The following is a 20,830-nucleotide window of genomic DNA, read 5'->3' on the forward strand; positions in this document are numbered from 1 at the left end:
GACGCTGATCGCGGACCGCGCGGCCGATCCGCGTGATGCCGCCCCCGTCAGGTATCACGTGCCACGTACCAGCTGTCCCGTACCAGCTGTCAGCGAGGGGTGTCGCGTCGGCTGCCGATGGTCGGCGAGTCGGCGAGTTCGTCGAAGAGCAGGGCGCAGTCGCCGGTCTGGCCGGTGCGGTAGGCGACGCGGGCCACCAGGTGCGCGGCGACGGGGCTGGTCAGGAGCTGGAAGAAGACGACCAGGGCGAGCGTGCCGAAGTCGCCCCACGAGCGCAGCCGCAGCTCGACCCCCGTGGCGATCAGGAGGATGCCCAGCGTCTGCGGATTGGTCGCGGCGCTGGAGCGGGTGAGGACGTCCGGCAGCCGCAGCATTCCGATGACGCCCGTGAGGCAGAGCAGGGCACCGGCCAGGAGCAGCAGGGATCCGGCGAGATCGGCCACCTGGTTCCAGGTGTTCACGGGCCCTCCTCGGGGTCGGGGCGGTCGCGTACGGCGATGAAGCGGGCGATGCCGACCGAGCTGGTGAAGCCGAGGAAGGCGATCACGAGCATGATCGACAGGTAGTAGCGGGTCCGGGTGGAGGCCGCCTGCACCCCGATGCCCGCGATGATCAGAGCCGCCGCGACATCGATGGCGACGGCGCGGTCGAGCATCGAGGGGCCGCGCCGGATGCGGATCAGCAGCAGGGCGCCGGCCAGGAGGATCACCGCCAGAGCGGCGTTGAGGAGGATGTCGCCGGCCTCGGTCACGTGCCCGGGTCCTTTCGTGGGGGGTGCGGAGGGCGGGAGGGAGCGGACGCGACCCGCTCGATCTCGGCGCCGGTGCCGAAGGCGCGGACGACGAGTCCCTCCAGGCGCCACACGTCGTCGCGGGTCCGGTCGAGGACGGCGGGGTCGTCGGCGTCGACCGTGTGCAGGTACAGGGTCGCGGTGGCGCCGTTGACCTCGACGAGCGCGCCGCCCGGCACGCAGGAGACGGCGACGGCGGTCGCCGCGATCATCAGGTCGGTACGGCAGCGCAGCGGGACGGCGATCACCGCCGCGGGGGGCCGGCGCCCGGCGAGGGCGTGGCGGCTCACCGCGAGGCTGGCGGCGACCATGTCGTACAGCAGGTAGCCGGCGAGTCGCAGGATGCCGAACGGGCGCAGGCGCAGGGCGAGTTCGACCCGGGGCAGCGGGAAGACGAGGCACAGGACGACGGCGATGAGGACGCCGCCGATCAGGTTGCCCCAGTTCGGCACCGACCACAGCAGCATCCAGATCACGGTGAGCCAGACGATCAGCGGCAGGTCGATCCTGCGCCGACGGGGCTCCTGGTCAGGGGAGTTCATCTGCCGAGCACCGCCACGACGTAAGGGGTCCTGGCCAGGAGTTCGGCGGCCGCCCGGTCGGCCAGACCGGTCAGCGGGGTGGCGAGCACGGTGTAGGAGAGCCCGAGGAGCACGGCGGCGATCGTCGCACCGGTCATCACGCGCGGGACCCGGTTGGTGGTGCGCACGCAGGAGCCGAGGGCCACGGATCCGGAGACGGCGGGCATCCCCGCGTGACCGGCCCGAGCGGCTGCCGCCCCCCGCGCGTAGCCGTCCTCGTCATCCTCGTCGTCGTCGGCATCGTCCAACACGCTTCCCTCCAGGAGGAGTTGTGGTGGCGCCGCCCGCCAGAACGCGAGGTTCCACACCTTCGCCATCACGTACAGCGTGAGCAGGCTGGTGACGGCGCAGGCGCCGAGCAGGATGTACGCGTCGCTCCCGCCGTCGGCGGCGCCCGCCCGCATCAGGCCGAGCTTGCCGAGGAAGCCGGACAGCGGCGGGATCCCGGCGAGGTTCATCGCGGGCACGAACCACAGCGCGGCCAGCAGCGGCGCCGCGCGGGCCACTCCGCCCAACCGGGTCAACTCCGTGGTCCCATACCGCTTTTCGAGCAGTCCCGCGGCCAGGAAGAGGGTCGTCTGTACGGTGATGTGGTGCGCCGTGTAGACGATGGCGCCGCCGATGCCGCCCCGGCCGCCGAGCGCGATGCCGTACAGCATGAAGCCGATGTGGCTGACGAGGGTGAAGGACAGCAGTCGTTTGAGGTCGGTCTGGGCGACAGCGCCGAGGATGCCGATCAGCAGCGAGGCGAACGCGATCACCATCAGCAGGGCGGAGAGCCGGTTGCCGGGGAACAGGAGGGTGTCGGTGCGCAGTATCGAGTACACGCCGACCTTGGTGAGCAGTCCCGCGAAGACCGCCGTCACCGGGGCGGGAGCGGTCGGATAGGAGTCGGGCAGCCAGGCGGCGACGGGGAACGCGGCGGCCTTGACGCCGAACACGGTGAGCAGCAGCACCTCGATCAACGTCCGCACGCCGAGCGGTACTTCGGGCAGACGGACGGCGAGCTGGGCGAAGTTGACGGTGCCCGCGGCGGCATAGGCGGCGGCGATGCCCGCGAGGAAGACGAGGGACGAGACGAGGGAGACGACCACGTACGTCGAACCGGCGCGCAGGCGCGGTTCGGTGCCGCCCACCGTGAGCAGCACGAAGCTGGCCATCAGCATGATCTCGAAGCCGACGTACAGGTTCACGAGGTCACCGGCGAGGAACGTGAGCGAGACGCCCGAGACCAGCACCAGATACGCCGGGTGGAAGACGGCGATCGGGGCGCGCTCCTCGCGGTCGGCCATGTCCTGGCCGAGTGCGTAGATCAGCACGATGAGGGTGACGGCGCCGGACACGGTCAGCATGAGCGCGGCGAGCCGGTCGGCGACGAGCGTGACGCCGACCGGCGGCGCGAAGTCGCCGAGGTTCGCGACGAGCGGGCCGGTGCGGTCGGCCTCGACGAGGAGGACGACGTCGACGGCGAGGACGGCGGCGAGCACGCCGACGCCGATCATCCGGTGCAGCAGGCGGAGCCGGGGCCCGACGAACAGGCTCAGGCCGCACGCGGCCAGGGGCAGCACGACGGGCAGCGGGACGAGGGCGTTCACCGGGGGTCGTTCTCCTGCCGTGCCGGGATGGGGGGTCGTGGCGGGTCCGCGCCGAGGATGTCGTCCCACAGGTCACCGGTGGCGTCGCGGGCGCGGGCCTGGAAGGCGCGCTGCTCGCGCAGCCGCCTGCGCTGGTCGCGGCGTTCGTCGCGCCAGGCGCGCGGGCCCTCGCCGCGGTGCCGTTCGCGCAGTTCGGCGCGCTCTGCGGCGATCTCCGCGCGCAGCACGACGCGCCGGTCCTCGACGTCGTCCTGCACGAAGTCCGAGCCGGTCAGCTGGCTGCTGCGATACGCCATCGCGAGCACGAAGGCCGTGGTGGCGAGGGTGATGACGACGGCGGTGAGGGCGATGGCCTGCGGGAGCGGATCGGTGACGCGGGCGTGGGCGACACCGGGGTACAGCAGCGGCGGGAGCCCGGCCCGGCCGGTGGTGGTCAGGACGAACAGGTTGACGCCGTTGCCGCAGATGATGATCCCGATGAGGACCTGGGTCAGGTTGCGGGTGTGGATGAGGAATCCGCCGACGGCGGTCAGGACGACGGCGCAGACCAGCAGGGTCAGGCTGAGGGTCACCGGCGTGCCTCTCCGGCGAGCGCGAGCCCGGCCTTGGCTTCCGTCTGTACGTCGATCTTCGAGCCGAGGGCGCGGACGACGTCCAGGACGACGCCGAGCACCAGCAGGTAGACGCCGAGGTCGAAGAGGACCGCGGTGCTCGCGTGCCAGTCCCCGATCAGCGGCAGATGCCCGTGCCAGGTCCAGGCGTGCAGCACCGTGCCGTCCACGAGTCCGGCGATCGCGACGCCCGTCGACAGGGCGAGGCCGAGGCCGGTGAAGAAGCCGTGGTGCACCGGGGCCGCGGCCGCCAACTCGTGCCGCCCACCGGCGAGGTAGCGGATCATCAGGGCGACACCCGCGACGAGACCGCCGACGAATCCGCCGCCCGGCAGGCTCTCCGCGCACAGCAGCAGGTACACCGACAGCATCAGGATCGGGTGGAACACGAGCCGCGCGACGACCTCGAAGACGACCGAGCGGTGCTCGGGCGCGAGCGTGTCCCCGGCCGTCAGCCAGCTGCGCTCCGGCGCCGCCTGGCGGAACTCGACCGGCACCTGCACGGCGGGCGCCTCCAGTGTCCAGGCCGTCACCCCACCGGGCAGCGCGGGCGGCGCGCCCGGTGCGGGCCCCTGTCTGCGGTGGACGTACAGCAGGCTCGTCACCCCGAGGACGGCGACCGCGAGGACGGCCGACTCACCGAGCGTGTCCCAGGCGCGGAAGTCCACGAGGATCGTCGCGACGACGTCCTTCAGACCGTGGTGCGCGGTCTCCTCCGTCATGGCGAATCCGGCGGGATCGGCCGTCCGCGCGCCCGCCGCGAGCCACACCGCGCAGGCGACCACGAGGCTGCTGCCGAACGCGAGCACCAGGCTGGCCATCCGGCGCGGCGACCACGGGTTCCGGCCGAAGTGCACGGGCAGCCGGCGCAGCACGAGGACCAGGACCACGGTCGAGACGGTCTCCACGCCGAACTGGGTGAGCGCCAGATCGGGCGCCCCTTGGACGACGTACAGGAGCGCGGTGCCGTAGCCGGTCAGACCGGCGAGGACGGCCGCCTTCATACGGCGCTGGGCGCCCAGGCACATCAGGGCACACGCGCAGGTCAGCACGGCGACCCCGGCCTGCCAGGGGGTGTCCCAGGCACGGGGCGCGGGCGCGTGCCGCCAGGGCCTGTCCGTGATCAGGACCGCGACGAGCCCGGCGCACATGACGCTGAGGATGGTGGCCACGTAGGCGGGCAGCGAGCCCTTCTGCACCGCGCCGGTCACCTGGAGCGCGGTCCGCTCCAGGCCGAGGACGGTGCGCCCGAACCCGGCGTCCGCCGTCGGCCAGGCGAGCCGCCGGCCCAGGCGGACGACGCCGGCCCTGCCGAGGAACAGCGCGGCGCCGCCCGCCCAGGCGAGTGCGGAGAGACCGAGGGCGGATCCGAATCCGTGCCACAGGGCCAGGTGGTAGGGATGCGCGGGGACGGTGTACTGCGCCGCGTACGCCTCGAAGAGCCCGGCCACCCACTCGATCCCCGGGCCGAACAGCAGGCAGCCGAGGGCGAGCAGCGCGGGCGGCGCGAGAAAGGCGGGGCCGACCCGGTGCACCGGGGTGTCGGCCAGGCCCGGCTTGCGCGCGAAGGCACCCCACAGGAAGCGCAGCGTGTACGCGGTGGTGAGCGCGGAGCCGATCACGACGAGGGCGAGCACCCACCGCTCGGCGGCGCTCCCGTGCAGCAGCGCCTCGAACGCGGCCTCCTTCGCCACGAACCCGAGGAGCGGCGGCAGGGCGACCATCGACGCCCCCGCGACGACGGCGACGGCGCCCACCCACGGCAGCGACCGCCCGACACCGGAGAGCCGCCGCAGGTCCCGGGTCCCCGCCGCGTGGTCGACGATCCCGGTCACCAGGAACAGCGGCGCCTTGAACAGGGCGTGCCCGAGGATCATCGCGACAGCGGCGAGCCCGGCGTCGTACGAGCCGGCCCCCGCGAGCACGACCAGGAAGCCGAGCTGGCTGACGGTGCCGTACGCGAGGACGAGCTTGAGGTCGTTCAGCCGCAGGGCGCGCCAGCCGCCGAGCAGCATGGTCGCCGTACCGAGCGTGAGCAGCAGCGGCCGCCACGGCGTGACGTCGGCGAAGGCGGGGGCGAACCGCGCCACGAGATAGACGCCCGCCTTCACCATCGCCGCCGCGTGCAGGTAGGCGCTGACCGGGGTGGGCGCGGCCATCGCGTTCGGCAGCCACATGCTCAGCGGCCAGATCGCGGACTTGGCGAGGGCGCCGACGAGGATCAGCACGAGGGCGGCCGAGAGGGTGCCGCTCGCGGCGGGCGGCGACTCCAGGATGCGGGAGATCCGGTAGGTGCCCGCCAGGTGACCCAGCATCAGGAACCCGACGAACAGGGCGAGCCCGCCCACGGACGTCACCGTCAGTGCCTGGAGAGCGGAGCGGCGGCTCGCGCGCTTCTCGCTGTCGAACCCGATCAGGAGGAAGGACAGGACGGTCGTCAGTTCCCAGAACAGGTACAGGATCATCAGATCGTCGGCGAGGACGAGCCCGAGCATCGCCCCGGCGAAGGCGAGGAGGTTCCCGCCGAAGGCCCCGAGCTGCCGTGTCCCCGGCGCGAAGTAGGAGGCGCAGTACAGGAGCACCAGCGCCCCGATGCCGGCGGCGAGCAGCACCATCAGGAGCGCGAGGGCGTCGAGCCGGAACGCCACGTCGACGTCGTACGCCGCGATCCACGTCCACGCCTCGGACGGCGCCCCGCCGCCCGTCACCGTGCCCCACTGGCACAGGGCCCAGACGAGCGCGGCGACCGGTGGCAGCGCGAGGACGACGAAGCCGCGCGGGCCCGCACGGCGGATGAGCGGGGCGGCGCAGAGGGCGACGACGACATGGGCGAGGACCAACACGGTCATGGACCATGCATAACGGGAGAAAGGGAACTTATCGTCCGGGCGCGCCGAAGAACGGCGAGCTTGAGAGGAGCCGGCGGCCGGCGGATCGGCACGATGGCCATGGGGCCGGTCCGCCCCTGCCCGGCGCGCCTCCACCGACCGCGGCCGTCGCACACGTGTCTCACGGACCGCCCACCGGGCCGCCTCCGCGAGCCCGCGGAGGACGCCTCTGACCTGTAGGTTCCTCCATCACCTGGATGGTTCGGAGCCTGTAGGGACGCCCGGTAAACTCCGTACACGTGACTGCGCCTGCAAAGCCCCGTATCCCGAACGTTCTCGCCGGACGCTATGCCTCCGCCGAGCTCGCCACCCTCTGGTCGCCCGAGGAGAAGGTGAAGCTGGAGCGTCGCCTCTGGCTCGCCGTGCTGCGTGCGCAGAAGGACCTCGGGATCGAGGTTCCGGACGCCGCGATCGCCGACTACGAGCGCGTCCTCGACCAGGTCGACCTGGCCTCCATCGCCGAGCGCGAGAAGGTCACCCGGCACGACGTCAAGGCCCGCATCGAGGAGTTCAACGCGCTCGCCGGGCACGAGCAGGTCCACAAGGGCATGACGTCCCGCGACCTGACGGAGAACGTCGAGCAGCTCCAGATCCGGCTCTCCCTCGAACTGGTCCGCGACCGTTCCGTCGCCGTCCTCGCGCGTCTGGGCAAGCTGGCCGCCGAGTACGGCGAGCTCGTCGTCGCCGGACGCTCGCACAACGTCGCGGCGCAGGCCACCACCCTCGGCAAGCGCTTCGCGACCGCCGCCGACGAGCTGCTCGTCGCGTACGGCCGGGTCGAGGAGCTCCTGAACCGCTACCCGCTGCGCGGCATCAAGGGTCCGGTCGGCACCGCTCAGGACATGCTCGACCTGCTGGGCGGCGACGCCGCGAAGCTCGCGGAGCTCGAGGACCGGATCGCCGCGCACCTCGGCTTCGGCCAGGCGTTCACGTCGGTCGGCCAGGTCTACCCGCGCTCGCTGGACTACGAGGTCGTCACCGCGCTGGTGCAGCTCGCCGCGGCCCCGTCGTCGACGGCCAAGACGATCCGTCTGATGGCCGGGCACGAGCTGGTCACCGAGGGCTTCAAGCCGGGCCAGGTCGGCTCGTCGGCCATGCCGCACAAGATGAACACCCGCTCCTGCGAGCGCGTCAACGGCCTGATGGTGATCCTGCGCGGCTACGCGTCGATGACCGGGGAGCTGGCGGGCGACCAGTGGAACGAGGGAGACGTGTCCTGCTCCGTGGTGCGCCGCGTGGCCCTGCCGGACGCCTTCTTCGCGCTCGACGGTCTGCTGGAGACCTTCTTGACGGTGCTCGACGAGTTCGGCGCGTTCCCGGCCGTCGTCGCCCGTGAGCTGGACCGCTACCTGCCGTTCCTCGCCACGACCAAGGTGCTCATGGCCTCGGTGCGCGCGGGCGTCGGCCGCGAGGAGGCGCACGAGGCGATCAAGGAGAACGCGGTGGCCTCGGCTCTCGCCATGCGCGAGCAGGGCGCCGAGCGCAACGAACTCCTCGACAAGCTGGCCGCCGACTCCCGTATCCCGCTGGACCGTGCGCGGCTCGACGAGCTGATGGCGGACAAGCTGTCGTTCACGGGCGCCGCCGCCGACCAGGTGGCCACCGTGGTCGCCCGGATCGAGGAGATCGTGAAGCAGCGCCCGGAGGCGGCCGGTTACACGCCCGGGGCGATCCTCTGACCCGGCTGACCCCCGCGGACCTGGAGGCCGCTCGTGACCGTCTGGTTCCGGACGTCGTCGCGAGCGGCCTTTCCGTGCTGTTCTGCGGGATCAACCCGGGCCTGATGACGGCGGCGACGGGGCACCACTTCGCGCGTCCCGGCAACCGCTTCTGGCCGGTCCTGCACCGGTCCGGCTTCACGCCGCGGCAGCTGCGGCCCGCCGAGCAGGAGGAACTCCTGTCGTACGGGCTCGGCATCACGAACGTCGTCGCGCGGGCCACGGCGCGGGCGGACGAGCTGAGCGCCGAGGAGTTCCGGGAGGGCGGCCGGCTCCTGGAGGAGAAGGTCGCCCGGCTCCGGCCGGCCTGGCTCGCGGTGGTGGGCGTGACCGCGTACCGGTCCGCCTTCGGCGAGCCGAAGGCGCGGATCGGTCCGCAGGAGCGGACGATCGGCGGCGCCCGGGTGTGGGCGCTGCCCAACCCCAGCGGCCTGAACGCGCACTGGACGGCGGCGACGATGGCGGAGGAGTTCGCCCGGCTGCGCCTCGCTGCGAGCGCCTCCGCCCCTTCGTCGCCTTAGGGCTTGCGAGCCACGACTCCGAACTGGGCTACCAGCGGGCCCTCTTCGGTGCCTTCGGTGCGCCAGCGCGCGCAGGAGACGAGGCCCGGCTCCAGGATCTCCAGGCCGTCGAGGAACGCGGCGACCTCGGCACCGGTGCGGGCGGTGATCGGAGGCGTCGCGTTCTCGTTCCAGAACTTCATCGCCGCCTCGTTCCCCTCGCCGCCCAGTTCCAGGGTCGGGTGGGTGAGGACCACGTAGCTGCCGGAGGGAACGGCGTCGACGAGGCGGCGCACGATGGACGTGGCCTCGTCGGTGTCGAGGACGAAGTTCAGGATGCCCAGGAGCATGATCGCGACGGGCTTGTCGAAGTCGAGGGTCCCGGACGCGGCCTCGATGATGGCGGCCGGGTCGTGCGCGTCCGCGTCGACGTAGCTGGTCGAGCCCTCGGCGGAACTGGTGAGCAGCGCGCGGGCGTGGGTGAGCACGATCGGGTCGTTGTCGACGTAGACGATGCGGGCGTCGGGCGCGATGCGCTGGGCGACCTCGTGCGTGTTGTCCACGGTCGGCAGGCCGGTGCCGATGTCGAGGAACTGGCGGATGCCTGCCTCGCCTGCGAGGAAGCCGACGGCGCGGCCCAGGAAGTCCCGGTCGGCGCGGGCGACCTCGCCGATGCTCGGGTACATGGACGTGACCATCGTGCCGACCTGCTCGTCGACCTCGTAGTGGTCCTTGCCGCCCAGCCAGTAGTTCCACACACGGGCGTTGTGCGCGATGTGGCTGGCGATCCGCTCCCCCGGCTGCTGCGCGCTGTCGTCGCTCATGTGCTCTCCTTCGTGCGGTGTGCGTGTGCGGTGGTGGTCAGGCTGAGGTCGAGGCCTGTGATGGAGCTCGTCAGGTCTCAAGATCCCATGGTGGCACGGGAGTTCCGCACATGTGTCCTACGGGCGGACTAGGGAGGCGGGATGTCCGTGATCACGGCGAGGAGTTGGTACGGCTGACCGTCCCCCTGCCGGGAGACGGCGAGGGCGACCCAGCGCTCACCGACGCTCCACAGGTGGATGTCCTGGGCGCAGGCGCTGAGCCAGCCCCAGGGCTCGGGTATCTCCTCGCCGTACTCCAGCGCTCGCGCGTTCAGGCTCCACAGGCTCAGCTCGTGCGGGGCACCCCACCGGCTCGCGAGCAGCGCGGAGAGGCCGTCACGGTCCGCGTCGGCCTGGGCCTCCGCGAGGTCGCGCACCCCGCCGCGCTCCGCCAACTCGGCCATGACGAAACGCGGCCCGCCCCAGCCCACGGCCGACCTGCCGTGGTCGGCCGGGAAAGGGCTCGCCCACAGCTGGTCGATCGTCGCGAGTTGCTCCGCGGTGTTCATGGATCCAGTAAAGCGCCCGCCACTGACAACGGACCGACGGCCCGTCAGGTGTCCCTGCGCCGCACCGCCCACCAGCCGGCGAGCACGGCGGCGGCCGACCACAGCGCGGTCACGGCCAGCCCGCTCCAGGGTCCGAGCGACCCCACGGCCTCCCTGCGCAGGGCCTGTTGACCGGCGCGGTCGGGCAGGAAGTCCGCGGCCGAACCCGCCACGTCACCGAGGACGAACGAGACGATCAGCAGGAACGGTACGAGGATGCTGAGCACGGCGACCGCGCTGCGCAGCACGGCTGTCAGCCCCGCCGCGAACAGGACCATGAGGGCGAGGTACACGCCCCCGCCGACGCAGGCCCGCACCGCACCCGGGTCCCCGAGGCCGAGCGCGTCGGATCCCATGAACGCCTGACCGGCGAGGAACGTCGTGAAGGTCGTGACCGTCCCGACGACGAGCGCGCAGCCGCCGACGACCGCCGTCTTGGCGGCGTAGAAGAGGTTGCGGTCGGGCACGGCGGCGAGGGAGACGCGCAGCGCTCCGTTGAGGAACTCGCAGGAGACGGCGGTGGCGCCGAACGCGAGGGCGGCGATCTGACCCAAGTTGAGGGCGTAGAAGGCGCCGAAGAGCAGGTCGTCGCCGTGCTCGACCTCGTCCTTGCCGACGGTGGCGAAGACGAGCGTGGTGACGGCGACCGTGGCCACGAAGACGCTGATCAGCGAGCCCAGGCTGCCGCGCAGCGACCTGACCTTGATCCACTCTGAGTGCAGTACGGCGGTGGTGGACACGGTCATGCCTCCTGGAGGGACGGGGCGGCGAACTCGGCGGCGCCCGCGGTGAGGGCGAGGTAGGCGTCCTCCAACGAGGCCCGCTCGTCGACGAGTTCGAGGACGGGGAGGCCCTCGGCGGCGGCGAGGATGCCCACGTCCGCGGCGGTGACGCCGTCGACCGAGCACCGGCCGTCGTCGGCGAGGACCGGCGTGTGGCCCGCGCGCGCGAGTGCGGCGCTCAGCCGCTCGGGGTCGGTGGTGCGCACGCGGACCCGACGCACGCTGTGGGCGGCGATGAACTGCGGCATCGGGGTGTCGGCGAGGAGCCGGCCGCGGCCGAGCACCACGAGATGGTCGGCGAAGGTCGCCGTCTCGTTCATGAGGTGGCTGGAGACCAGCACGGTGCGGCCCGCGCGCGCGAGGTCGCGCATCAACTCCCGGATCCAGATGATGCCTTCGGGGTCGAGTCCGTTGGACGGCTCGTCGAGCAGGACCACTTCGGGGTCGCCGAGCAGTGCCGCCGCGATCCCGAGCCGCTGCCGCATGCCGAGCGAGAACGTCTTGATGCGGCGCTTCGCCACGGAGGCGATACCGGCCTGTTCGAGCACGTCGTCGACGCGGCGTACCGGGATGCGGTTGCTGACGGCGAGCGCCAGGAGGTGGTCGCGGGCCGTGCGGGCGCCATGGGCGGCCTGCGCGTCGAGCAGCGCGCCCACCAGGCGCAGCGGTTCGTCGTGGTCCGCATACATGCGTCCGCCGATGAGGACGCTCCCCGAAGTGGGGCGGTCGAGGCCGAGAGCGAGGCGCAGGGTGGTGGACTTGCCGGCGCCGTTCGGGCCGAGGAATCCGGTGACGCGACCCGGTTCGACCCGGAAGGTCAGCCGGTCCACGGCGCGTGTCGTGCCGTACTCCTTGGTGAGGTCCAGGACGTCGATGCTGGTCATGGCCTCAGCCTCGCGGGAGGCGGGGCGCCCCCGCCTCCCCCGCGGGTGGAGACCTTCTCCCCCGCACGGGGGAACCGCCGGGGCCGGGCCGTTTGGCACGATGACGGCATGCCTCGCTCCCTGAGACCGCTGACGCGTGCGGTCACCTACACCCGCTGGCTGCACCTGTTGTGCGCGGCCGTGGTCGCTTTCGTGTGCGCGGCGGTGTACCCGGGTCTGTCGCGGCCGACGCTCGGGGACTGGCTGCTGGTGTACGCGGTGCCGGTGCCGCTGCTCGTCGCGGCGGGCCTGGTGCCCGCGATGCGTCGGGCCGAGGGGCTTCAGGCACGTCTGATGCTGTTTCCGGGCGGGCACGCGCGTGTGGCGGGCAGCGACGAGGCGCGCACCGTCTCGGTCGCGCCGTCCGCGTCCTGGCGCGACCGTGTCCGCACGTCGCTGTGGCTCGTCCTGCGCCTCTTCCTCGGGCTGTCGGTGGCCCTGCTCTCGGGCCAGGCGATGGCGCTCGTACTGGAGTTGGCCGGGGCGGCGGCCGGCACCCGGCCCGGTTCCTCGGTCTCCCCCGTCCCGATCTCGGGCACGGGCTGGTGGTACGGACTCGCGGCACCCGTCGTCCTGCTGACTCTGCTGTACGGGGTGGTGGGCGCGGGGTGGCTGATGGCGCGGGCCGCTCCCCTGCTCCTCGGCCCGTCCGCGGCGGAGCGGCTGGCCGCCCTGGAGGAGCGCACCGAGCAGCTTCTGGAGCGCAACCGCATCGCGCGGGAACTGCACGACTCCATAGGCCACGCGTTGACGGTCGCCGTGGTGCAGGCGGGCGCGGCGCGGGCCGCGGCCGATCCGGCGTTCACCGAGCGGGCGTTGGGCGCCATCGAGGAGACCGGGCGGGCCGCCCTGGAGGATCTGGAGCGTGTCCTCGTGGTGCTGCGGGAGGCGGAGCGGCCGGCGAGCAGCCGTCCCACGCTCCAGGAGGCGGACCGGCTGCTCGATTCGGCGCGGGCGTCCGGCGCGAAGGTGGACGTCACGGTGTCGGGCCCCCTGGAGACGATTCCCGGCCCCGTCTCCCGGGAGGGCTACCGCATCCTTCAGGAGGCGCTCACGAACGTGCTCCGGCACTGCGGCGCCGGCCCGGTCCGCGCGGACCTCGTCGTCGCGGACGGCCTGCTGACCCTGGAGGTGCGCAACGCGCTGCCTACTGGTGCGGCGTCCGGCGGTGGCGGTACGGGCAGCGGTCTGCGCGGGGTGCGGGAACGGGCGGCGCTGCTCGGTGGACGCGCGCGGACGGGGCGCCTCGGCGACGAATGGCAGGTGCACGTCGAGCTTCCGGTGGGGTGATCTACGCTGGCCGCGTGCCGATCACCGTGCTCCTCGTCGACGACGAACCCCTCGTCCGCGCGGGGCTGCGCGCCGTACTGGAAGCGCAGTCCGACATCGAAGTGGTGGGCGAGGCCACCGACGGCGCGGCCGTCGTTCCGCTGGTGCGCGAACTGCGCCCCGACGTGGTCGCCATGGACGTACGGATGCCGCTGCTCGACGGGATCGAGGCCACGCGCGCGGTCCTGCGCACCGTGGAGGGGCCGCCGAAGATCCTCGTGATCACGACGTTCGAGAACGACGAGTACGTGTACGGGGCGCTGCGGGCGGGCGCCGACGGGTTCCTCCTGAAGCGGGCCAGGCCCGCCGAGATCGTGCACGCCGTCCGCCTCGTCGCGGCGGGCGAGTCCCTCCTCTTCCCGGCGGCGGTGCGGAAACTGGCGGCCGAGTACGGCAACGCCTCCGCCCGGGACGCCCTGGAGCGGGCCGCGCTGACCGAGCGCGAGGCGTCGGTGCTGCGGCTGATGGCGCGGGGCCTGTCGAACGCGGAGATCGCCGCGGATCTCGTCGTCGGCACCGAGACGGTCAAGTCCCATGTGAGCGCGGTGCTGGCCAAGCTCGGGGCCCGCGATCGAACCCAGGCGGTCATCGCCGCGTACGAATCCGGTTTCGTCGCGCCGAGCTGACGTCCGTTGCGTCCGTTTCGTGGTCTGCCCGGGTGAGCGGGACGCGCCGCAGAAGTGCACCCGGCCCTCGCCGCCACCGGTTCCGGCGAGTACCATCCGGCGGACACGCGCAACTGCTGGGAGGACTGACGTTGGGGCGGCTGACCGGCGGGGACCCCTCTCTGCTCAGGCGGATCAATTCCGCGGTGGTGCTGCACGCGCTGCGGTCCACGGATTTCGCGACACTCACCGAGATCACACGCGTCACGGGTCTGTCCCGGCCGACCGTGGAAGGCGTCGTCGAAGGGCTCATCGAGGCCGGGCTCGTCGTGGAGACCATGGTCGAGGAGCCCGGTGCACGGCGCCAGGGACGGCCCGCGCGGAAGTTCCGCTTCCGGGCCGAGGCCGGGCATCTGCTGGGCCTGGAGATCGGCCCGCACCGGGTCGCCGCCGTGCTCTCCGCGCTCGACGGGCGGATCCTCGGCTCGGCGTCCAAGGACGTCGAGGAAGCGGCCCCCGCGGAGGAGCGCATCGAGCGGCTGCGCGGAACCGTCGCCGATCTGCTGCGCCGGGCGGGCGTGGCCCGCAGCTCCCTGCGTGCTGTCGGCGTGGGCAGCCCCGGGATCGTGGAGGCCGACGGGACGGTACGGCTCGGCACCGCGCTGCCGGGATGGACCGGACTGCCGCTCGGGGAACGGCTGCGCCGCTCCTTCAAGTGCCCCGTGATCGTGGAGAACGACGCGAACACGGCGGCCGTCGCCGAACACTGGAAGGGCGCCGCCGTCGATTCGGACGACATGGTGTTCGTCCTGGCCGGGCTGAGCCCGGGTGCGGGCGCGCTGATCGGCGGGCGGCTGCACCGCGGCTACGGAGGCGCGGCCGGGGAGATCGGGGCGCTGCATCTGCTGGGCCGCGAGGTGCGGCCGGAGACACTGCTCTCCACCACGGACGAACCGCTGCACCCGCTGGACGAGCAGGCGGTGGCGAAGGTCTTCGCGCTGGCCCGCGACGGTGACGAGCGCGCCGGGGCCGCGATGGAGCGGTTCATTCAACGCCTGGTGCACGATGTGGCGGCGCTGGTGCTCGCGCTCGACCCGGAGCTGGTCGTCGTCGGCGGATGGGCTGCCGGGCTCGACGGGGTGCTGGATCCGCTGCGGCGGGAGCTGGAGCGGTACTGCCTGCGGCCGCCGCGAGTGGCGCTGTCGCTGCTCGGGGAGGCCGCTGTGGCCACGGGGGCGTTGCGGCTGGCGCTGGACCATGTGGAGGAGCAGTTGTTCGCCACGGAGGGCACGGTGACGGCCCGCCGGTAACCGGTGGCGGGCCGTGCGGGGTGCCTGCTGGCGTGGGGGCGCCTTGTGGGGTGGGGCGTTCGGCCCGGTGGCGGCTGGTCGTCGTACGGGCCTGGGCGGGCAGTTCGTCGCGCCCGTGGGCGGCGATGGTCGCCAGCGGCGGTGTGGGGGCGCCCAGAGTGACGGTCACGCAGGGGCGGCTTCGCGTGGGCACGTCCGTGGTGGCTGGGCGCGCGGTTCTCCGCGCCCCCAGCCGGGTGTCCTGAGGCCGGTCAGGAGGCCTGGGTGTGGGGGGCGTGGTGGATCTCCACGCCCGCGCTGTCGCCGAAGGTGAGGCGGCAGGTGTCCGCCCGGTACGTCGCCATGGAGACGGCCGCGGTCACGCCGCCGCTGAGGTAGCGGGTCGTCACGACGAGGACCGGAGCCCCGGGAAGGCGGTCCAGTTCCTTCGCGTCGTCGGCCCGGGCCGAGCCGAGCTCCACCGCGCGGTCCTGGCCGTCGAGGCCGAAGCGCTGCAACTCCCGCAGGACGGCACGCGCGCGTGCGGCGCCGGAGGGGGCGTCTATGGCGGTGAGGTCGGGCACCGAGGTCGACGGGACGTAGAGCAGCTCGGCGGCGACGGGCTGGCCGTGCGAGACGCGCGTACGGCGCAGCACGTGGACGGTCTCCCCCGGAGCGGTCTCCAGCATGTCGGCGACCGCGGCCGGCGGCACGTCCGGCACGCAGTCGACGGCCTGCCAGGCGTCTCCGCTGGCGCCGGGCCAGTCCTGGTCCGTGGAGGCGACGGCGACACCCACTCGCGGCGGCGCCACGGTGGTGCCCACCCCGCGACGGCGCTGGAGCCGGCCTTCCAGCTCGAGCTGCTCAAGGGCCTGGCGGAGCGTGGCGCGGGCCACGCCGAAGCGGGCCGCGAGATCTCGCTCGTTCGGAAGGATCTCCCCGACGGCGAACTCGGAGTCGAGTGCCTCGCTGAGCACGGTCTTGAGGTGCCAGTACTTCGGCTCCGGTGCCGCTTCCAACTGCGTGGTCCCCACCCTGATCCTCCGCAACAGCCGTGCCCCGGCGGCTTTTTAGCGCCCTTGTTTATTAAAGGTTCCTGCACTATCCCTGCGAGGGTAGGGCCGCCTCCTGACTTGGTCAAGACCAATCCTCGATCGGTTACCGCCCGCACAGGAGCCTTGCCGCAGAGCGTTCACGCGGGGCCGCAATCCGTTCATGCGGCGTTCGTGCCGCGCCACAGCGACAGCACAGCAGGGCCACAGCGAGACCGCCGCGACACAAGAAGGAGGCCCGTTCCCGTGACGCGACGGGAACGGGCCTCAACTGGCGTTCATCTCAGGGCGTCTGATCCATCGCCTCGTGGAGCGACTGAAGCTTGTCCGGGTTGCGCACGATATAGACGCACTGGATCTTGCCGTCGAGGACATCGAGTTGGAAGGCGCTGTCGGGCTTGCCCTGGTGGGAGACGAGCAGCCCGGGGCCTCCGTTGAACTCCACGAAGTGGAACCGCATGCCCTCGGCCATGCCCTCCCGTGCGACGCCGCCCAGGAAGCGGCCCACCTTGTCGGCGCTCTCGATGACGCGCAGCGGAGCCTTCGCCCTGCCGCCGCTGTCGCCGACGAGGCGGACGTCGGGAGCGAGCAGCTCCATGAGGCCGTCGAGATCGCCCTCGCTCGCGGCCGCGAGGAACCGCTCGGTGAGATCGCGCTGTTGGACAGGGTCGACGTCGAACCGCGGCCGCCGTTCCTCGACGTGCTTGCGCGCGCGGGCGCCGAGCTGCCGCACCGCGGCCTCGCCCCGGTCCAGCGTCGCGGCGATCTCCGAGAAGGGCAGCCCGAAGGCCTCGCGCAGCACGAACACCGCGCGCTCCAGCGGGGAGAGCGACTCCAGGACGACGAGGACGGCGAGCGACACGGATTCGGCGAGCACCGCCTGTTCGGCGGTGTCGGGCACGGTGGGCCCGAAGTCGGTGACGAGCGGTTCGGGCAGCCAGGGCCCCACATAGGACTCGCGTCGGGTCCGGGCCTGACGCAGTCGGTCCAGTGCGAGGTGCGTGGTGATGCGCACCAGATAGGCGCGCGGATCGCGTACGTGGCCGCGGTCGGTCTGCGACCAGCGCAGCCAGGCGTCCTGCACCACGTCCTCCGCGTCGGCGACACGGCCGGACATGCGGTAGGCGACGCCCATCAGGACGGGCCGGTGCTCTTCGAAGACATCGATCACGGAATCGGCGGCCACGCCCCCATCCCAACCGACGAATCATCCGCTGTCCACACGGAATTGAGAGGTCCGCCGGGAGCGGCGGCGCGGTCGGGGCGCTCCCGCCTCTTGAACTGGACGCTACTGAGCGGTAATTGTTGCTGACAAGGTTTCTAAGGAACCGTCGGGGTGTGGCGGGGACAGGGAGCGAGCGACATGGCGGAACAGGCGTCCTTCACCATCGAGGGCCCCGGCGGAACCCACGCCGTGTCCTTGTCCTACGAGCGAGCGGGCGCCGGGGAGCCGCTGCTCCTGCTGCACGGCATAGGCCACCACTGGCAGGCCTGGGAGCCGGTACTGCCGATCCTCGCGCTGGAACGCGACGTGATCGCGGTGGACCTCCCGGGCTTCGGCCGGTCCCCCGCGCTGCCGGACGGCATGGCCTACGACCTGACGAGCGTGGTGCCCGTCCTGGACGCGTTCTGCCGCCATCTCGGCGTCGAGCGGCCGCACGTGGCGGGGAACTCGCTGGGCGGGCTGCTCGCCCTGGATCTGGGCCGGGACAAGCGCGTACGGTCCGTCACGGCGCTGTCCCCCGCGGGGTTCTGGAACGAGGCGGAGCGGCGGTACGCCTTCGGCACGCTGTTGGCCATGCGCCAGGGAGCGAAGGCGCTGCCGCTCCCCATGATCGAGCGGCTGTCCCGGTCGGCCGCCGGGCGCGCGGCGCTGACGAGCACCATCTACGCGCGGCCCGGCCGTCGTTCACCGGAGTCGGTGGTCGCCGAGACCCTGGCGCTGCGGGACGCGACCGGATTCCGGCAGACGCTCGAGGCGGGGCGCACGGTGCGCTTCCGTGACGACATCCCCGATGTGCCCGTCACCATCGCCTGGGGTACCCGCGACCGGCTTCTCGTGCGCCGTCAGGGGATCCGGGCCAAGCACACCCTGCCGGACGCGCGGCTGGTCCGGCTGCCCGGGTGCGGCCACGTGCCGATGAACGACGATCCGGCGCTCGTGGCGCGCGTCATCCTGGACACCAGCCGCTGACCGGCCGCCGAACACGCCCGAGCCCAGGGCCACTCCGGTGGCGACGAGCGCGCTGCCCGCGCCCTGGGCGAGGCCGTAGCTCCCCGCGCCGACCAGCGGGGCCGTGCAGGCGGCGGCCACCGGGATGAGCCCGGAGAACAGCGTGGCCCGCTCCGCGCCGATCCGCTGCATGCCCATGTACCAGCAGACGAACCCCACGACGGTGACGACCACGGCCTGCCACACCAGTGCGGCGGTCTCCGCTCCGTCCGGGACACGCAACCAGGAAGCGCCGTCGACGGCGACGCCCACGGCCATCGACTCCAGGGCGGCGACCCCGCAGACCACGCACGACAGGAGCCGGGGTCCGAGCGGGCGCAGCACCGGTACGGCGAGGACGGCGAAGCCCACCTCTCCGGCGAGGGCGCATACGGAGAAGGCGATCCCGAGGGCGTCGGTGCGGCCCCACCCTTGGACCGTGAACGCCCCGGCGGCGACGAGCGACGCCCCGTAGAGGACGATCCGTTGCGGCCGTCGTCCGCCGAGCAGGGGCACGAGGACGGCGACGATCACGGGCGCGCAGCCTACGAAGACACCGGGTACGGCGGGTTCCGCGGTCCGTTCGGCGGCGAGCACCGCGAGATTGAAGCCGACCATGCCGACAGCGGCGAGGAGCGCGAGGCGCCCCCATTGGCGGGGTGTCAGCCGTCGCAGCGGGGCCGTGCCGCCCCGCCCCACCAGCGGCACGAGCAGCAGGCAGGCGAGGCCGTAGCGAAGGAACTGCCCGCCCGCGTACGGGTAGTCGCCCAGGACGCTGTTGGCGGTGAAGGAGCCGCCCACCAGGATGCAGGCGAGCGAGGCGAGGAGGGAACCGCGGACCGAGGTGGCGTTCATGCCGTCGACGCTAGGAGGCGCGGTGGTCCGGTTCGAGGTCCACTTGTGGGCCGCTGTCGGGGACCAATCGGGTCGCGGAGTGAGCGCGGCGGCGGGGCGCATTAGGGTCCACCGGTATGACACCGTCGCCCCACCCTCCCGAGGCCACCGAGGTGAGCGGCGCCGAACCGCCCTCCGCAGCCTGGGAGTTGCTGCTGCCTGCGGCCGGCGCCCCGGCACGCGCGCGTGGCCGGTCGTTGCAGGCGGCGCTGCGGGACGCGGTGCGTTCGGGGCGGCTCGTCCCGGGGACGCGGCTGCCGTCGAGCCGGGATCTGGCGGGCGACCTCGGAGTGTCGCGCGGCCTGATCACCGAGGCGTACGAGCAACTGGCCGCCGAGGGGTATCTGCGCACGACGCGGGGTGCCGGCACCTGGGTGGGCGAGGCGGTGCGGGCCGCGCCGCCCGGCGCACGGGATCTGGCGCCCGGCAGGCCCGCCGGCGCCCGGGTCGACTTCGTGGCGGGCAGCCCGGACCTGTCGCTGTTCCCGCGCACGGCGTGGGCGGCGGCGCAGCGCGACGCCCTGTCCGGGCTGCCGCACGCCACGCTCGGATATCCCGACCCGCGCGGTCTGCCGGAGCTGCGCACGGTGCTGGCCGCGCTGCTCGCGCGGCGGCGTGGTGTGGTGGTGGAACCGGAGCGCGTCATCGTCTGCTCCGGGGTGACGCAGGCGGTGACGCTGCTGGGCATCGTGCTCCACGCGCGCGGGCAGCACGCCGTCGGTGTCGAGGACCCCGGGAGCCCGCAGTACGAGGACCTGTTCGCGACGGCGGGGCCGCGGGCGGTGCGGCTGCCCGTGGACGACCAGGGCCTCGTCCCGGGGCCGCTGCGGGAGTCCGGGGTGCGCGCCGTGGTCACGACGCCGTCGCACCACTTCCCGTCCGGCATCGCGTACACGCCGTCGCGCAGGGCCGAGCTCCTCGACTGGGCACGCGCGCGGGACGGCATCATCGTGGAGGACGACTACGACGGGGACTTCCGGTACGACCGGGCCCCTGTAGGCGCGTTGCAGGGGCTCGATCCGGAACACGTCGCCTATACGGGCTCGGTGAGCAAGTCGCTGGCGCCGGGGCTCAGGCTGGGCTGGCTGGTCGTGCCCGACGGCCTCACCGACGAACTCGTCGCCCGTAAGCGCTATATGGACCTCGGCAATCCGGCGCTCGACCAGGCCACGCTCGCTCGCTTCATCGCGCGCGGTGACTACGACCGGCAGCTGCGCCGCTGCCAACGCGCCTACAAGGAGCGGCGGGACGCCTTGCTGGCCGCTCTTGAGGAGCATCTTCCGGGCACGGAGGTGTCGGGCATCGCGGCGGGCCTGCACGCCATCGCCACGCTTCCCGAAGGCTGCGGTCCGCACGGCACGCTCCTTGAGCGGTTCGCCGCTTCCGGGGTCGCGGTCCGCCCACTGAGCCATTACGGGACCAGCACCGAAGAACGCTTGTCCCTCGTGCTCGGCTACGCGCATCTGACGCCCGCGCGCATCTCCGAAGGCGTGCGTCTGATGGCGCACGCGGCTCAGCGGGCGGACCACGCGCGTGCGCGGAGCACGAAGCGGTAGCCGTGGCGGGGAGGCCGGAAGAACACGCGCGCTACTGAGGTGTCCGCGCCGCGTCCCTGAACCCGGGGCTCTTGGATGCGGCTTCCGCGCGCCC

19 protein-coding genes and 1 pseudogene are annotated in these 20,830 nt (G+C 72.8%); 7 read left to right on the top strand and 13 right to left on the bottom strand.

Annotated elements, in window-relative coordinates; genetic code table 11:
• Positions 1-89 precede the first annotated feature (89 nt).
• The 6 genes from mnhG to V2W30_RS05380 are packed head-to-tail and all read right to left on the bottom strand — an operon-like array spanning position 90 to position 6,426.
• Positions 90-461 (bottom strand): monovalent cation/H(+) antiporter subunit G, encoded by a 372-nt coding sequence (gene mnhG / locus V2W30_RS05355; RefSeq protein WP_338694072.1) that lies wholly within the window; start codon positions 459-461, stop codon positions 90-92.
• Complete coding sequence (locus V2W30_RS05360) at positions 458-751, bottom strand: MrpF/PhaF family protein (RefSeq protein WP_338694074.1); 294 nt, start codon at positions 749-751, stop codon at positions 458-460. The genes mnhG and V2W30_RS05360 overlap by 4 nt, the downstream gene beginning before the upstream one ends.
• Positions 748-1,332, bottom strand: coding sequence for a Na+/H+ antiporter subunit E (locus V2W30_RS05365; protein WP_338694075.1), 585 nt, complete (start codon positions 1,330-1,332; stop codon positions 748-750). Before V2W30_RS05365 ends, V2W30_RS05360 begins: the two co-directional genes overlap by 4 nt.
• Positions 1,329-2,966 carry a Na+/H+ antiporter subunit D gene (locus V2W30_RS05370; protein ID WP_338694076.1) on the bottom strand — a complete coding sequence of 546 codons (1,638 nt, stop codon included), beginning with the start codon at positions 2,964-2,966 and terminating at the stop codon, positions 1,329-1,331. The genes V2W30_RS05365 and V2W30_RS05370 overlap by 4 nt, the downstream gene beginning before the upstream one ends.
• Positions 2,963-3,538, bottom strand: coding sequence for a Na(+)/H(+) antiporter subunit C (locus V2W30_RS05375; RefSeq protein WP_338694077.1), 576 nt, complete (start codon positions 3,536-3,538; stop codon positions 2,963-2,965). Before V2W30_RS05375 ends, V2W30_RS05370 begins: the two co-directional genes overlap by 4 nt.
• Positions 3,535-6,426, bottom strand: coding sequence for a Na+/H+ antiporter subunit A (locus V2W30_RS05380; RefSeq protein WP_338694078.1), 2,892 nt, complete (start codon positions 6,424-6,426; stop codon positions 3,535-3,537). Before V2W30_RS05380 ends, V2W30_RS05375 begins: the two co-directional genes overlap by 4 nt.
• A gap of 278 nt (positions 6,427-6,704) precedes the next feature.
• Here V2W30_RS05380 and purB point away from each other — a divergent pair, with 278 nt between their 5' ends.
• Both purB and mug read left to right on the top strand, forming a co-directional pair.
• On the top strand, positions 6,705-8,144 hold the full coding sequence (gene purB / locus V2W30_RS05385; RefSeq protein ID WP_338694080.1) for an adenylosuccinate lyase: 1,440 nt from the start codon (positions 6,705-6,707) through the stop codon (positions 8,142-8,144).
• Entirely contained in the window at positions 8,141-8,704 is a 564-nt protein-coding gene (mug, locus tag V2W30_RS05390; protein ID WP_338703493.1) for a G/U mismatch-specific DNA glycosylase, read from the top strand. Before purB ends, mug begins: the two co-directional genes overlap by 4 nt.
• Here the strand turns inward: mug and V2W30_RS05395 are convergent.
• From V2W30_RS05395 to V2W30_RS05410, 4 genes are all read right to left on the bottom strand, one after another.
• Positions 8,701-9,507: an SAM-dependent methyltransferase gene (locus tag V2W30_RS05395; protein WP_338694082.1), complete on the bottom strand. Its 807-nt coding sequence runs from the start codon at positions 9,505-9,507 to the stop codon at positions 8,701-8,703. The two genes, mug and V2W30_RS05395, sit on opposite strands and share 4 nt — an antisense overlap.
• A gap of 128 nt (positions 9,508-9,635) precedes the next feature.
• The gene (locus tag V2W30_RS05400) at positions 9,636-10,055 is read right to left on the bottom strand and encodes a hypothetical protein (protein ID WP_338694083.1); all 420 of its coding nucleotides are present in this window, start codon (positions 10,053-10,055) and stop codon (positions 9,636-9,638) included.
• A 44-nt stretch (positions 10,056-10,099) separates the two neighbouring features.
• Positions 10,100-10,840 (bottom strand): ABC transporter permease, encoded by a 741-nt coding sequence (locus tag V2W30_RS05405; protein ID WP_338694084.1) that lies wholly within the window; start codon positions 10,838-10,840, stop codon positions 10,100-10,102.
• Positions 10,837-11,760 (bottom strand): ABC transporter ATP-binding protein, encoded by a 924-nt coding sequence (locus tag V2W30_RS05410; protein ID WP_338694085.1) that lies wholly within the window; start codon positions 11,758-11,760, stop codon positions 10,837-10,839. Before V2W30_RS05410 ends, V2W30_RS05405 begins: the two co-directional genes overlap by 4 nt.
• Before the next feature lie 108 nt (positions 11,761-11,868).
• Between V2W30_RS05410 and V2W30_RS05415 the strand changes: the two genes are divergently transcribed.
• The 3 genes from V2W30_RS05415 (at position 11,869) to V2W30_RS05425 (ending at position 15,043) form a co-directional block, all read left to right on the top strand.
• Entirely contained in the window at positions 11,869-13,089 is a 1,221-nt protein-coding gene (locus V2W30_RS05415) for a sensor histidine kinase (protein WP_338694086.1), read from the top strand.
• Positions 13,090-13,103: 14 nt separating this feature from the next.
• On the top strand, positions 13,104-13,754 hold the full coding sequence (locus tag V2W30_RS05420) for a response regulator transcription factor (protein ID WP_338694088.1): 651 nt from the start codon (positions 13,104-13,106) through the stop codon (positions 13,752-13,754).
• Positions 13,755-13,885: 131 nt separating this feature from the next.
• Positions 13,886-15,043, top strand: a complete 1,158-nt coding sequence (locus tag V2W30_RS05425; protein WP_338694090.1) for an ROK family transcriptional regulator — start codon at positions 13,886-13,888, stop codon at positions 15,041-15,043.
• Positions 15,044-15,294: 251 nt separating this feature from the next.
• On the opposite strand, the gene V2W30_RS05430 is transcribed toward V2W30_RS05425, so the two are convergent.
• Both V2W30_RS05430 and sigJ read right to left on the bottom strand, forming a co-directional pair.
• Positions 15,295-16,056: a GntR family transcriptional regulator gene (locus tag V2W30_RS05430; protein WP_338694091.1), complete on the bottom strand. Its 762-nt coding sequence runs from the start codon at positions 16,054-16,056 to the stop codon at positions 15,295-15,297.
• Between the two features lie 301 nt (positions 16,057-16,357).
• The gene (gene sigJ / locus V2W30_RS05435; protein WP_425244664.1) at positions 16,358-17,209 is read right to left on the bottom strand and encodes an RNA polymerase sigma factor SigJ; all 852 of its coding nucleotides are present in this window, start codon (positions 17,207-17,209) and stop codon (positions 16,358-16,360) included.
• 228 nt (positions 17,210-17,437) lie between these two features.
• Between sigJ and V2W30_RS05440 the strand changes: the two genes are divergently transcribed.
• Entirely contained in the window at positions 17,438-18,268 is an 831-nt protein-coding gene (locus tag V2W30_RS05440; protein ID WP_338694094.1) for an alpha/beta fold hydrolase, read from the top strand.
• Between the two features lie 36 nt (positions 18,269-18,304).
• Here V2W30_RS05440 and V2W30_RS05445 read toward each other — a convergent pair.
• Positions 18,305-19,243, bottom strand: a pseudogene (locus V2W30_RS05445) (DMT family transporter); the annotation flags it as partial.
• A gap of 14 nt (positions 19,244-19,257) precedes the next feature.
• Here V2W30_RS05445 and V2W30_RS05450 point away from each other — a divergent pair.
• Positions 19,258-20,736: a PLP-dependent aminotransferase family protein gene (locus V2W30_RS05450; RefSeq protein WP_338694096.1), complete on the top strand. Its 1,479-nt coding sequence runs from the start codon at positions 19,258-19,260 to the stop codon at positions 20,734-20,736.
• The last annotated feature ends 94 nt before the right edge of the window (positions 20,737-20,830 follow it).

This window comes from Streptomyces sp. Q6 (assembly GCF_036967205.1).
In the GTDB taxonomy this organism is placed as follows: domain Bacteria; phylum Actinomycetota; class Actinomycetes; order Streptomycetales; family Streptomycetaceae; genus Streptomyces; species Streptomyces citrinus.

Bases quoted from the DNA above. Each gene is read 5' to 3' on its own strand.
- V2W30_RS05410 (WP_338694085.1), bottom strand. From the start codon at position 11,760: ATGACCAGCATCGACGTCCTGGACCTCACCAAGGAGTACGGCACGACA.
- V2W30_RS05365 (WP_338694075.1), bottom strand. From the start codon at position 1,332: ATGAACTCCCCTGACCAGGAGCCCCGTCGGCGCAGGATCGACCTGCCG.
- sigJ (WP_425244664.1), bottom strand. From the start codon at position 17,209: ATGGGCGTCGCCTACCGCATGTCCGGCCGTGTCGCCGACGCGGAGGAC.
- V2W30_RS05380 (WP_338694078.1), bottom strand. From the start codon at position 6,426: ATGACCGTGTTGGTCCTCGCCCATGTCGTCGTCGCCCTCTGCGCCGCC.
- V2W30_RS05405 (WP_338694084.1), bottom strand. From the start codon at position 10,840: ATGACCGTGTCCACCACCGCCGTACTGCACTCAGAGTGGATCAAGGTC.
- V2W30_RS05450 (WP_338694096.1), top strand. From the start codon at position 19,258: ATGACACCGTCGCCCCACCCTCCCGAGGCCACCGAGGTGAGCGGCGCC.
- V2W30_RS05400 (WP_338694083.1), bottom strand. From the start codon at position 10,055: ATGAACACCGCGGAGCAACTCGCGACGATCGACCAGCTGTGGGCGAGC.
- V2W30_RS05395 (WP_338694082.1), bottom strand. From the start codon at position 9,507: ATGAGCGACGACAGCGCGCAGCAGCCGGGGGAGCGGATCGCCAGCCAC.
- V2W30_RS05440 (WP_338694094.1), top strand. From the start codon at position 17,438: ATGGCGGAACAGGCGTCCTTCACCATCGAGGGCCCCGGCGGAACCCAC.
- V2W30_RS05415 (WP_338694086.1), top strand. From the start codon at position 11,869: ATGCCTCGCTCCCTGAGACCGCTGACGCGTGCGGTCACCTACACCCGC.